The organism is Kitasatospora sp. NPDC048239 (assembly GCF_043202015.1).
Classification (GTDB): Bacteria; Actinomycetota; Actinomycetes; order Streptomycetales; family Streptomycetaceae; genus Kitasatospora.
The window spans coordinates 547,168-558,843 of the sequence record NZ_JBICZP010000001.1; the positions used below are offsets into that span (position 1 = coordinate 547,168).

Annotated in this window: 9 protein-coding genes; 7 read left to right on the top strand and 2 right to left on the bottom strand. The window is 74.5% G+C overall.

Annotation, left to right across the window (positions count from 1 at the left end; all coding sequences use genetic code 11):
- Positions 1-22 precede the first annotated feature (22 nt).
- From ACGFZP_RS02400 to ACGFZP_RS02415, 4 genes are all read left to right on the top strand, one after another.
- Positions 23-961 (top strand): RluA family pseudouridine synthase, encoded by a 939-nt coding sequence (locus ACGFZP_RS02400; RefSeq protein ID WP_392927725.1) that lies wholly within the window; start codon positions 23-25, stop codon positions 959-961.
- A gap of 11 nt (positions 962-972) precedes the next feature.
- On the top strand, positions 973-1,443 hold the full coding sequence (locus tag ACGFZP_RS02405; RefSeq protein ID WP_392927727.1) for a GNAT family N-acetyltransferase: 471 nt from the start codon (positions 973-975) through the stop codon (positions 1,441-1,443).
- A gap of 160 nt (positions 1,444-1,603) precedes the next feature.
- On the top strand, positions 1,604-4,417 hold the full coding sequence (locus ACGFZP_RS02410) for an alpha/beta fold hydrolase (RefSeq protein ID WP_392927729.1): 2,814 nt from the start codon (positions 1,604-1,606) through the stop codon (positions 4,415-4,417).
- A complete protein-coding gene (locus tag ACGFZP_RS02415; protein WP_392927731.1) occupies positions 4,414-5,271 on the top strand; it encodes an ABC transporter permease in 858 nt (285 codons plus the stop codon). Before ACGFZP_RS02410 ends, ACGFZP_RS02415 begins: the two co-directional genes overlap by 4 nt.
- A 73-nt stretch (positions 5,272-5,344) precedes the next feature.
- Here the strand turns inward: ACGFZP_RS02415 and ACGFZP_RS02420 are convergent, their stop codons facing one another.
- Positions 5,345-6,979 (bottom strand): alkaline phosphatase D family protein, encoded by a 1,635-nt coding sequence (locus tag ACGFZP_RS02420; RefSeq protein ID WP_392928309.1) that lies wholly within the window; start codon positions 6,977-6,979, stop codon positions 5,345-5,347.
- 141 nt (positions 6,980-7,120) lie between these two features.
- Here ACGFZP_RS02420 and ACGFZP_RS02425 point away from each other — a divergent pair, with 141 nt between their 5' ends.
- From ACGFZP_RS02425 to ACGFZP_RS02435, 3 genes are all read left to right on the top strand, one after another.
- Positions 7,121-7,762: a dienelactone hydrolase family protein gene (locus tag ACGFZP_RS02425; protein ID WP_392927732.1), complete on the top strand. Its 642-nt coding sequence runs from the start codon at positions 7,121-7,123 to the stop codon at positions 7,760-7,762.
- Positions 7,763-7,948: 186 nt separating this feature from the next.
- Entirely contained in the window at positions 7,949-8,953 is a 1,005-nt protein-coding gene (locus ACGFZP_RS02430) for an alpha/beta hydrolase (RefSeq protein ID WP_392927735.1), read from the top strand.
- A gap of 147 nt (positions 8,954-9,100) precedes the next feature.
- Positions 9,101-10,318, top strand: a complete 1,218-nt coding sequence (locus ACGFZP_RS02435; protein ID WP_392927737.1) for a hypothetical protein — start codon at positions 9,101-9,103, stop codon at positions 10,316-10,318.
- A 3-nt stretch (positions 10,319-10,321) separates the two neighbouring features.
- Here ACGFZP_RS02435 and ACGFZP_RS02440 read toward each other — a convergent pair whose 3' ends face one another.
- A complete protein-coding gene (locus ACGFZP_RS02440; RefSeq protein ID WP_392927739.1) occupies positions 10,322-11,650 on the bottom strand; it encodes a DUF2252 domain-containing protein in 1,329 nt (442 codons plus the stop codon).
- Positions 11,651-11,676: the final 26 nt, after the last annotated feature.

The window sequence follows — 11,676 nt, forward strand, 5'->3', positions numbered from 1 at the left end:
GCAGTCCGGCATACTCGTACGGGTGAGTACCGCAGCGCAGATCCGCAGCCTCCCCGTTCCCGACGGCCTTGAGGGCGAGCGCCTCGACGCCGCCCTCGCCCGGATGTTCGGCTTCTCTCGGACCAAGGCCGCCGAGCTGGCCGCCGACGGCAAGGTGACGCTCGACGGCGCCGTGGCCGGCAAGTCGGACCGGGTGACGGCCGGCTCCTGGCTGGAGGTCGAGATCCCCGCCCCCGCCGCGCCCGTGCAGATCGTCGCCGAGCACGTCGAGGGCATGCGCATCGTCCACGACGACGAGGACATCGTGCTCGTCGACAAGCCGGTCGGCGTCGCCGCCCACCCCAGCCCCGGCTGGACCGGCCCGACCGTGATCGGCGGCCTGGCCGCGGCCGGCTACCGGATCTCCACCTCGGGCGCCGCCGAGCGCCAGGGCGTCGTGCACCGCCTGGACGTCGGCACCTCCGGTCTGATGGTGGTCGCCAAGTCCGAGCGCGCCTACACCGACCTCAAGCGGCAGTTCCACGACCGGGTGACCGAGAAGAAGTACCACACCCTCGTGCAGGGCCACCCGGACCCGATGAGCGGCACCGTGGACGCGCCGATCGGCCGCCACCCCAGCTCCGACTGGAAGTGGGCGGTCACCAAGGACGGCAAGGCCTCCGTCACCCACTACGACCTGATCGAGGCCTACCGGGCCGCCTCGCTGCTCGACATCAAGCTGGAGACCGGCCGCACCCACCAGATCCGGGTGCACATGTCCGCGCTGCGCCACCCCTGCGTCGGCGACCTCACCTACGGCGCCGACCCGACGCTGTCCAAGCGGCTCGGGCTGAGCCGGCAGTGGCTGCACGCCGTCTCGCTGGCCTTCGAGCACCCGGCCGACGGCGAGTGGGTGCAGTTCTCCAGCGAGTACCCGGCGGACCTGCGCAAGGCGCTGGACATCATCTCCTCCGAGAGCTGAGGGGTGCGGCCATGAGTGCCTTCGCGGCGCGGATCCGGGTGGCCGGGGGCGAGGACGACCTGGCGCTGGTGCACGGCGTGCGGCGCGCGGTGTTCATCGTCGAGCAGGAGATCCCCGAGGACGAGGAGTGGGACGACCTCGACGCCACCTCCGAGCACCTGCTCGCGGTCGGCCCGCAGGGGGAGCCGCTCGGCACCGCCCGGCTGATCCACGGGGAGCAGGCGCTCAAGCTCACCGGCGGGATCGAGGGCCGGGTGCTGCTCGGCCGGCTCGCGGTGGTGAAGGCGGCGCGCGGCACCGGGCTGGGCGCCGAGCTGGTGCGGGCGGTGGAGGCGGCCGGACGCGCGCGGGGAGCGCGTGAGGTCGAGCTGCACGCCCAGGTCCAGGCGCTGGGCTTCTACGAGCGGCTCGGCTACGCCGCCGAGGGGCCGGTCTACGACGACGCGGGGATCCCGCACCGGACCATGACCCGGGTCCTTTAGGGCCTGTCTTCAAGCCCCTAGGTCCCGTCCCGTCCCCTTCCCTCCTCCGTCCGTGGGCGGGGGAGGGCGGCGTGTGGTGCGGGCGGCCCACGGGTGGCCCGGGGGTGTTCCGGCGGCCTTTATCGGACGCCTACCGGCCCGGCGGATACGATCACCGACCATGGAGCTCGGTGGGGCGTGGCGCCGGTGGCGCGGCCGTGGGACGACGGCCGGACGGAGGCTGCTGGCCGGTGCCGCGGCCCTGGTGCTGGTGGCCGGGGTGGGTACGGCGGTGGCCGTGGGGGCCGGCGGGGAGCAGGCGGTCCGCCAGGAGGATCGTTTCCTCGCCATGCCGGAGACCCCCGGCAGCGACCAGCAGGTCCAGCTGGACACCTCCTTCTTCACCGCGGGCGCGGGCGCGGGCCCGCGCCCGGCGATCCTGCTGGCCCACGGGTTCGGCGGGTCCAAGGAGGGCGAGCGGGAGCGGGCCGAACAGCTCGCCCGGCAGGGCTACGCCGTCCTGACCTGGTCGGCCCGCGGCTTCGGGCGCTCCGGCGGCCGGATCGGCCTCAACGCGCCCGACCGGGAGGTGGAGGACGTCCGGCACCTGGTCGACTGGCTCGCCCAGCGGCCCGAGGTGCGCCTGGACGCCGCAGGCGACCCCCGGGTGGGAATCACCGGCGCCTCGTACGGCGGCGCGGTGGCGCTGCTCGGCTCCGCCTACGACCAGCGGATCGACGCGGTCGCCTCCCAGATCACCTGGTGGAACCTGGCCGACGCGCTGTTCCCGCAGGGGGTGCAGGGCTCGGGGGCCGTGGACGGGGTGTTCAAGAAGCTCTGGGCCGGCATCTTCTTCACCACCGGTGCGGCCGGCGACCTCGGCCCCTCGGGCGGCGCGCCGCGCGGCGGCACCCCGCCGGAGCCGGCCCCGGACGGCCCGGTCGGCTGCGGGCGGTTCCTGGACACGCTGTGCCGGATGTACGACCGGGTCGCCACCGCCGGGCACGCCGACGCGGAGGCCGTCGCCCTGCTGGACCGCTCCAGCCCGAGCTCGGTGGCCGACCGGCTCAAGGCGCCCACCTTGGTCGTCCAGGGCCAGCAGGACTCGCTGTTCCCGCTCGACCAGGGCGACGCGATCGCCCGGGCCGTCGCCGCCAACGGCGCACCGGTGGCCGTCGACTGGTTCGCGGGCGGCCACGACGGCGGCACCGACACCAGCGAGCGGGTGGACGACCGGGTCGGCGCCTGGTTCGACCGCTACCTGAAGAACCCCGCCGCCCCGGGCGCGGGCGGCGACACCGGTCCGGCGTTCCGGGTCACCCGCACCGGCGGCGTCGACTCCACCGGATTCCAGGCCGTGCTGCGCGGCGCCACCGCCGACGCCTACCCCGGCCTCGGCGGCACCGGCTCGCGCACGGTGCCGCTGACCGGCCCCGAGCAGGCCTTCGCCAATCCGCCCGGCGGCGCCCCGCCGAACATCTCCACGCTGCCCGGCATCGGCGCGCTCAGCCAGGCCGCCGCGCTGGGGGCCGGGATCTCGCTGGACTTCCCCGGACAGCACGCCACCTTCGACTCCGCGGCGCTGGACGGCGCGCTGCACCTGACCGGGCAGCCGACGGTCGCGGTGAAGGTCCAGGCCGACCGGCCGGACGCGGTGCTGTTCGCCAAGCTCTACGACGTCGGGCCGGACGGCAGGCAGACGCTGCCGCAGCAGCTGGTCGCCCCGCTGCGGGTGACCGGCGCCGACGCCCCCGGCGGACGCACCGTCACCGTCGCCCTGCCCGCCGTCGACCACACCTTCGCCGCCGGGCACCGGCTGCGGCTGGTCCTGGCCGGCACCGACCTGGCGTACGCCTCGCCCGCCGAGCCGGCCGCGTACAAGGCCGCCGTGGCCGGGGCGCTCACCGTGCCGACAGTGGACGCGCTGGTCACCGAGGCCGCGCCGCTGCCCGCCCGGACCTGGCTGCTGCCGCTGGTGGCCGTCGCGGTGGCGGCGGCGCTGCTGCTGGTGCCCCGGCTGCGGCGGCGGGGCCGGCCGCGCGGGCCCGCGTTCGACCCGGCGCTGGCCGGCGTCCCGCTGCAGATCACCGGCCTCAGCAAGCGCTACAAGGGCGCCGCCGACCGGTACGCCGTCCGGGAGCTGGGCTTCCGGGTGGAGCAGGGCCAGGTGCTCGGCCTGCTCGGCCCGAACGGCGCGGGCAAGACCACCACGCTGCGGATGCTGATGGGCCTGATCAGGCCCGACGAGGGCGAGATCAGGATCTTCGGGCACGCGGTGCGCCCCGGCGCGCCGGTGCTCTCCCGGGTCGGCGCCTTCGTCGAGGGCGCGGGCTTCCTGCCGCACCTCAGCGGCCGGGCCAACCTGCGGCTGTACTGGCAGGCCACCGGCCGCCCGACCGAGGACGCGCACCTCGACGAGGCACTGGCCATCGCCGACCTCGGCGAGGCGCTGGACCGGGCGGTGCGCACCTACTCGCAGGGCATGCGCCAGCGGCTGGCGATCGCCCAGGCCATGCTCGGCCTGCCGGACCTGCTGATCCTGGACGAGCCGACCAACGGGCTGGACCCGCCGCAGATCCGCGAGATGCGCGAGGTGATGATCCGCTACGCGGCCGCCGGACGGACCGTGATCGTCTCCAGCCACCTGCTGTCGGAGGTGGAGCAGAGCTGTACCGACCTGGTGGTGATGGACCACGGCCGGCTGGTCACCACCGGCGCGGTCGCCGAGATCGTGGGCGGTGGCGAGCTGCTGCTGATCGGCACACCCGCCTCGTACGGCCCGCAGGAGCTGGCGGTGGCCGCCGACAAGGCGGGCGAGCTGGCGGGCGTCGGCTCGGTGGACGCGGTCGAGGGCGGGCTGCTCGTCCGGCTGGACGGCATGCCGGCCAGTGAGCTGCTGGCCGAACTGGTCCGGCTGGGGGTGCCGGTGGAGCGGGCCGGTCCGCACCGCCGGCTGGAGGACGCATTCCTGTCGCTGATCGGAGGTGCCGCATGACGACGGCCGTTTCGCCGGACCACGCGCCCGGGTACCGGGCGGGCCGCACGCTCCCGCTGCGGATCGAGGCCATGCGCCAGCTGCGGCGCCGGCGCACCATGGTGATCGGCGGGGTGCTGGCGGCGATGCCGTTCGTGATCCTGGCGGCGTTCCAGATCGGCGGCACCCCGAGCCGGGCCGACCGGACCACCTTCATCGAGCTGGCCACCGCCTCCGGGCCCAACTTCGCGACCACCATGCTCTTCATGGGCACCGGCTTCCTGTTGGTGATCCCCGTCGCGCTGTTCTGCGGGGACACCGTGGCCTCCGAGGCGAGCTGGTCCTCGCTGCGCTACCTGCTGGCCGCGCCGGTGCCGCGGGCCCGGCTGCTGGCCCGCAAGTTCGCGGTGGGGCTGGCGTTCTCGGCGGCGGCCGTGGTGCTGCTGCCGGCGATCGGACTGCTGGTCGGCACCGCCGCGTACGGCTGGGGGGACCTGCGGCTCCCGGCCGGGGCGAGCCTGTCGGCGGGGGAGGCGCTGCCGCGGCTGGCGGTCGCGGTGGCCTTCGTGTTCCTGAGCGAGATCGTGATCGCCGCGCTGGCGTTCTGGCTCTCCACCGCCACCGACGCGCCGCTCGGCGCGGTCGGCGGGGCGGTGTTCGCCTCGATCATCACCGGGGTGCTGGACGCCGTGACCGCGCTCGGCGACCTGCGGGAGTGGCTGCCCGCGCACTGGCAGTACGCGTGGGCGGACGCCCTGCAGCCGCAGCTGGAGTGGGGCGGCATGGTGCAGGGCGTGTCGCTGTCGCTCTCCTACGCGGTGGTGCTGCTCGCGCTGGCCTTCCGGGGCTTCGCCCGCAAGGACGTGGTGTCCTGACGCCGGGTGGCTGCCGGACGCCGGGTGGCTGCCGGACGCCGGGTGGGGCCGGGGCGGCCCCACCCGGGCGGGCTCACTTGACCGGCGAGTAGACCCGCTCGATCTGCTGGGTGCCGGTACGGGTGCGGTAGGAGCGCGTCCACTTGGTGGTGGCGTCCTTGCGGGTCCGGTCGGACAGGACGTAGTAGTCCATCTGGGTCTGGCCCGGGGTGATGTCCAGGACGCCGTAGCCGTGCGAGTCCAGGTCCACCCACTTGATGTGCGGGTTGGCGGCCTTGATCGCGGCGGCGGCCGCCAGCGAGATGGTCTGCGGTGCGACCTTGAGGATGTCGTCGATGTTGTCGGAGGTGACCGAGGTGACCACGAACTCGGTGGCGGCGCTGCCCGAGAGCGGGTAGGTGGCGGCCTCGTTCGGGACGTCCGACGCCCAGGCGGAGTGGATGTCACCGGTCAGGAAGACGGTGTTGTTGATGCCGTTCGACGTGAGGTGGCCGAGCAGCTCGCGGCGGTCGTGGGTGTAGCCGTCCCACTGGTCGGTGTTGATCGCCAGGCCCTCGCCGGGCAGGCCGAGCAGCTTGGCCAGCGGGCGCAGGATGTAGTCGGGCAGCGAGAAGAAGGCGACCGGGGAGATCATCACCTCGTTGCCGATCAGCCGCCAGGTGGTGTCGGAGGCGGTGAGCCCGGCCTTCAGCCAGTCCATCTGGGCGCGGCCGGTGATGGTGCGGTCCGCCGAGTCGACGTCGCCGTTGCCGACCTTGACCTGCTGCGAGCGGAACGAGCGCTGGTCCATCAGGTGCAGGTCGGCCAGCTTGCCGTAGCGCAGCCGGCGGTAGGTGGTGCCGGCGACGGACGGGCGGACCGGCATCCACTCGAAGTAGGCCTGCTTGGCGGCGGCCATCCGGTTCGACCAGTCGCCCTCGGTGCCGGGGGTGTGGTTCTCGGCGCCGCCGGACCAGGCGTCGTTGGCGAACTCGTGGTCGTCCCAGATGGCTATGGTCGGGATCTGCGCGTGCAGCGCCTGGAGGTCCTCGTCGGTCTTGTAGCGGCCGTGCCGGGTGCGGTAGTCGGCGAGGTCGAGGATCTCGTGGGTGGGCGCGTGCGGGCGGACGACGGTGCCGCGGGCGCAGAACTCGCCGGTCTTGTACTCGTAGATGTAGTCGCCGAGGAAGAGGAAGGCGTCGAGGTCGCCCCGGGCCGCGAGGTGGCGGTACGCGGAGAAGTAGCCGGCCTCCCAGTTGGCGCAGGACGCCACGCCGAACCGCAGGCGGGCGAGGGCGGCGTTGGCGGCCGGGGTGGTGTGGGTGCGGCCGACGGGGGAGACGGTGCCGCCGGCGCTGAAGCGGTACCAGTAGGCGGTGTCCGGGGTCAGACCGCGGACGTCGGCCTTGACGGTGTGGTCGGCGGCGGCGGTGGCGGTCACCGTGCCGCTCGCCGCGATCCGGGTGAAGGCCTTGTCGGTGGCCAGCTCCCAGCGGACGTCGGTGTCCGGGCCGGTGGCGGAGCCGGGGACGGCCTCGGGAGTCGGGGTGACCCTGGTCCAGAGCAGGATGCCGTCGGGCAGCGGGTCGCCGGAGGCGATGCCGTGGAGGAACTGCGGGGCGGTCGCGGCCTCGGCGGTGGTGCCGAGGGCGAGCGGGAGGGCGGCGGCGCCGGCCACGAGGGCGGTGGCCTTCAGCACCTGGCGGCGGTGCGGGCGGGCAGCGGTCATGTCATCGACAAGGTCAGTCACGGCGGACAGGCTACCGGGCGGTAATGATGCGTTCCATATGTTGAACTGACTGTTTGTCGCTGATTCACCGGCGTGTGACGTCCCGCCACCGGTGCGGGTGCGCGAGGTCACCCGGCGGTCATGAGCGATGATGGGGACACCCCCCGACCACCGCTGCAAGGAAGTCCGACCGTGGCCCAGATCCTGCTCCTCCACTCCGTCTACGGGCTGCGTCCGGCCGTCCACGCCGCCGCCGACCGGCTGCGGGCCGCCGGACACACCGTGCACACCCCCGACCTGTTCGACGGCAGGACCTTCGAGGACGTCGAGGAGGGCATGGCGTACAAGGAGGAGCTCGGCAGCGACGAGCTGCTCCGCCGGGCCGTCACCGCCGCCGCGCCGCTGCTCGGGTCGGACGCCGCGCTCGTCTACGCCGGCTTCTCGCTCGGCGGCTCGCTCGCGCAGAACCTCGCGCTGGCCGACGAGAAGGCGCTCGGGCTGCTGCTCCTGCACGGCACCTCGGACATCCGGGAGGACGCGGCCACCTCGATCCCGGTCCAGCTGCACATCGCCGAGCCCGACCCGTTCGAGCCCGAGGACTGGCTGAACGCCTGGTATCTGGGCATGCGCAAGGCCGGTGCGGACGTGGAGGTGCACCGGTACCGGGGTGCGGGCCACGTCTTCACCGACCCGGACCTGCCGGACTACGACGCCGAGGCGGCCGAGCAGACCTGGGCGGTGGCGCTGGACTTCCTGGCGGAGCTGGACGACCAGGCGGGCTGACCGGGCGGGCGGTGCTGACGGGCTGTCGGCTTTGTCGTTCGGGGTGTGGTGGGGGGTGGTTGACATGCGTCGTATGGACCTTGCGCGGGCGTTTCGTACCGGTACGGATGTGCCGAAGGCCCGTGCTGGCCGGCCTGTGGGCGCCCGGCCGGGCGGGCGGTCGTGAGCCCCGAGGGGGTGCCGCCGGTGCCCGCGTTCGATCCCGAGCTGGGGGCGGCGCTGGCGGCGTTGGGGGGTGCCCGGGGGCGTGCGCTGCGGGAGCCGTTCACCCCGGAGAACCTCGCCGACCGGCAGCAGCGGGACGCCGCGACCCGGCCGAGGCCGACGCTTCGGGAGCTGCGGGCCGACGGCCGGTTCGAGGTCGAGGAGCTGCGCGCGCCGGGTGCGGCGGGCGCGCCCGAGGTCACCCTGGTGAGTGCGCGGCCCGCCGGGCTCCGGGGGCCGCTGCCGGTGCTGTACTACCTGCACGGCGGCGGCATGGTCGTGGGCAACGCCTGGTCCGTGCTCCGGCAGGCGCTTCAGGAGTGGGCCCTCGCCCTGGAGTTGGCCGTCATCTCGGTCGAGTACCGGCTGGCACCGCAGGCCGGGTACCCCGGGCCGGTGGAGGACGGCTACGCCGGACTGGTCTGGACGGCCGCGAACGCGCGGGCCCTGGGCATCGACCCGGACCGGATCATCCTCGGGGGGAAGAGCGCCGGCGCCGGACTCGCCGCGGCGATCGCCCTGCTGGCCCGCGACCGGGGCGGCCCCGCGGCGATCGGGCAGCTGCTGCTCTGCCCGATGCTCGACGACCGCAACGACAGCTTCTCCAGCCACCAGATGGCCGGCGTCGACCTCTGGGACCGGACCTCCAACGCCACCGGCTGGCAGGCGCTGCTCGGCGACCGGGTGGGCGCGGCGGACCTGTCGCCCTACGCGGCCCCCGCCCGCGCCACCGACCTGTCCGGCCTGCCCCCGGCCTACATCGAGGTCGGGTCGGCCGAGACCTTCCGGGACGAGGACGTGGCCTACGCCAACGCGATCTGGCAGGCCGGGGGCCAGGCCGAACTGCACGTCTGGCCCGGCGCCTTCCACGGCTTCGACAGCCTGGCCCCGGACGCGGCACTCACCCGGGACGCCCGGGAGGCCCGTATCCGCTGGCTGCGGCGCGTCCTCGCGCAGTCCGGCGGGAGCGCCGCGGCGGCCGGGTAGGGCGCGGGCGGGCGCGCTGAGGGGTGGCGCAGGAAGTCGGGTGGGCCGACCTCCTGCGTTGGTGGGTCAGGTGTGGCCCTCGTCGGATCCGCGGAGTCCGATGGCCCCGCCGCCCGTGCGGGGCGGGGGCTGGGGGACGATGGGGGCGTGGCAGAGCGGAGATACGAGCACGCGCCCGCGCACACGCTTCCGGGGCTGTTGCAGCGCGGGCGGGGGCTGGGCGCGCGGATGGCGCAGGAGGACCCGGCGGCGGCCGCCGAGCTGGTGTACGGGTGCATCCGCTGGGAGTGGCGGTGGGACCGGCAGGCCGATGACCGGGCCCTGTACCTGGCGCGGCTCGTCCGGGACCTGGCGCTGCCGCTCGGGCCGGTGGTCGAGCTGCTGGCGGCCGGAGCGGACGCCTGCGAGCGGGCCACCCGGGTGCTGGAGCTGTTGGCGCTCGACGGCTCGGCGCAGGCGCGGGAGGCGCTGCGCGGGTACGTCCGGGACGGCGAGCACTGGCAGGACGTGCTGGAGTCCGTGGCCGCGGCCTGGCCGGTGGAGTGGTGGGACGACCTGGCGGGCATGGCTCGCGAGCGGCTCCGGGGTCGGGACCGGGCGGAGCTGTGGGGGGAGCCGTGGGACCGCTGGGGGCTGGCCGGGCCGCGCCCGGTGCGCGGGCCCCGGGGGCCGAAGCCGCTGGCGGAGGTCGACAACGCCGGGCTGCTTCGGCTGTTGGCGGATCCCGGGGAGACGGAGGAGAGAAGGACCGCCGCACTGGATGTGATCGATGACCGGGGGCCGGAGCCCGGGGTGATTCCGTTGGTGCCGTCGCTGGGGAAGGCCGACGGGAAGCACCTGCTGTGGCCGCTGATCGGGGTCGTCGAGAAGCTCGGGGCGCTCGCGGTGCCCGACGCGCGGGAATGGGCGAGGGCGGAGAAGGGCTGGTTGGCGGGGCTCGGGTACGGCGTGCTCGCCGGGCACGGCACCGTCCAGGACACCCCCGTGCTGGTCGCCCGGCTGGAGCGGGACTGGGTGGAGCGGCGGTGGTGCGGGCCGAAGCGGACGGCTGAGGGGCTGCGGCGGTTCGGGCCCGGGGCCGGGGAGGCCGTTTCGCTGCTGCGGCGGTTCTGGTTGTGGACGCCGCACTCGTACGAGCGGGCGGCCTACCTGGAGGCGCTGGCCGCCATCGATCCGACAGGCCTGGACGCGGTGTACCCGGAGTGCCTCTGGGACTGCGAGGCGGACGCCCGGCTGCTGGGGATCGCGCACGCCCCGGACGGGCCCGGGATCGGCGGGCGGCTGGCGTACCTGCGGGACGACCCGATGGAGGAGCCCGAGGTCAGGGCCGCCGCCGGGGAGCGGCTGGCGGCCCTGAGCGGGTAGCGCCTACAGGCCGGGGATGCGGCCGTTGCGGTAGAGGTCGACGAACAGCTGGTGGTCGGCGCGGGCCCGCGCCCCGTACGCGTGGGCGAAGTCGACCAGCATCGCGGTGAACCCGGCCTCGTCGCGGGAGATCGCGGCGTCGATGGCGTGCTCGGTGGAGAACGGCACCAGGGTGTGGCCGCTGGAGGACTCGTCGGCGGCGGCGTGCATGGTGGCGGTCGCGTGGCCGAGGTACTCGGTGACGGCGAGCAGCTCGGGCAGCTCGTTGAGGTCCGTCCAGTCGAGGTCGGCCGCGTACGGGGAGACCTCGGCGACCAGCTGGCCGCGGCCGTGCAGGGTGGTGTGGCCGAGCCACGGGTCGCTGTGGTCCTGGAGGGCGCGCTGGGAGATGACCGTGCGGTGGCCCTCGTGCTCGAAGTAGCCGGCGATCGCCGGGTCGGTGACGTGGCGGGCGACGGCGGGCGTCTGGCCCTGCTTCATGTAGATGATCACATCGTTCTCCAGGGCGTCGGTGTGGCCCTCCAGGAGCAGGTTGTACGAGGGCAGGCCCGCCGAACCGATGCCGATGCCCCGGCGGCCGACCACGTCCTTGACCTTCAGCGACTCCGGGCGGGTCCGGGAGGCCGGCGGCAGGGTCGCCAGGTAGGCGTCGAAGGCGGCCAGCACCTCGGCCTTGGTGGGCTCGTCGAGCTCGATCGCGCCGCCGCCGAGCCGGAAGCGGCGGTCGTAGCCCTCGACGACGGTGTCGCCGTCCAGCAGGGCGACCCGGGTCTGCAGCCGGGCCCGGCGCAGGGTGTCCAGGATCGGGCCGGTCGCGCTGTCCAGGGTGAACGGGGTGGCGTCGCCCGAGGAGACGTGGGCGGCGATCCGGGTGCGGTAGGCGGCGGCGAAGGAGGTGACCAGCCGGGTGATCGTCTCGTCGGAGAGCGCCTTGGCGTAGCCGATCAGCGCCAGCGAGGCGGCGAGGCGCTGGACGTCCCAGGTGAAGGCGCCGACGTAGGCCTCGTCGAAGTCGTTGACGTTGAAGACCAGGCGGCCCTCGGCGTTCAGGTAGGTGCCGAAGTTCTCGGCGTGCAGGTCGCCGTGGATCCACACCCGGCTGGTGCGCTCGTCCAGGAACGTGCCGCCGTGGCCGGCGAACGGGCCGTCGACGAGGTCGGCGTAGTACAGGGCGGCGGTGCCCCGGTAGAAGGCGAAGGCGGAGGCCGCCATCTTGCGGAACTTGACCCGGAAGGCGGCCGGGTCCTTGGCGAGCAGGTCGCCGAAGGCCGAGTCGAAGACGCCCAGGACGGTCTCGGCGCGCTGATCGGCGGTGGACTGCTGGTGGGGCATGGTGTCGGGTTCCTTGCGGCGAGTGG

Excerpts from the sequence above, each read along its gene's own strand:
- ACGFZP_RS02405 (WP_392927727.1), top strand. The coding sequence starts at position 973 with ATGAGTGCCTTCGCGGCGCGGATCCGGGTGGCCGGGGGCGAGGACGAC.
- ACGFZP_RS02410 (WP_392927729.1), top strand. The coding sequence starts at position 1,604 with ATGGAGCTCGGTGGGGCGTGGCGCCGGTGGCGCGGCCGTGGGACGACG.
- ACGFZP_RS02415 (WP_392927731.1), top strand. The coding sequence starts at position 4,414 with ATGACGACGGCCGTTTCGCCGGACCACGCGCCCGGGTACCGGGCGGGC.
- ACGFZP_RS02420 (WP_392928309.1), bottom strand. The coding sequence starts at position 6,979 with ATGACCGCTGCCCGCCCGCACCGCCGCCAGGTGCTGAAGGCCACCGCC.
- ACGFZP_RS02425 (WP_392927732.1), top strand. The coding sequence starts at position 7,121 with ATGAGCGATGATGGGGACACCCCCCGACCACCGCTGCAAGGAAGTCCG.
- ACGFZP_RS02440 (WP_392927739.1), bottom strand. The coding sequence starts at position 11,650 with ATGCCCCACCAGCAGTCCACCGCCGATCAGCGCGCCGAGACCGTCCTG.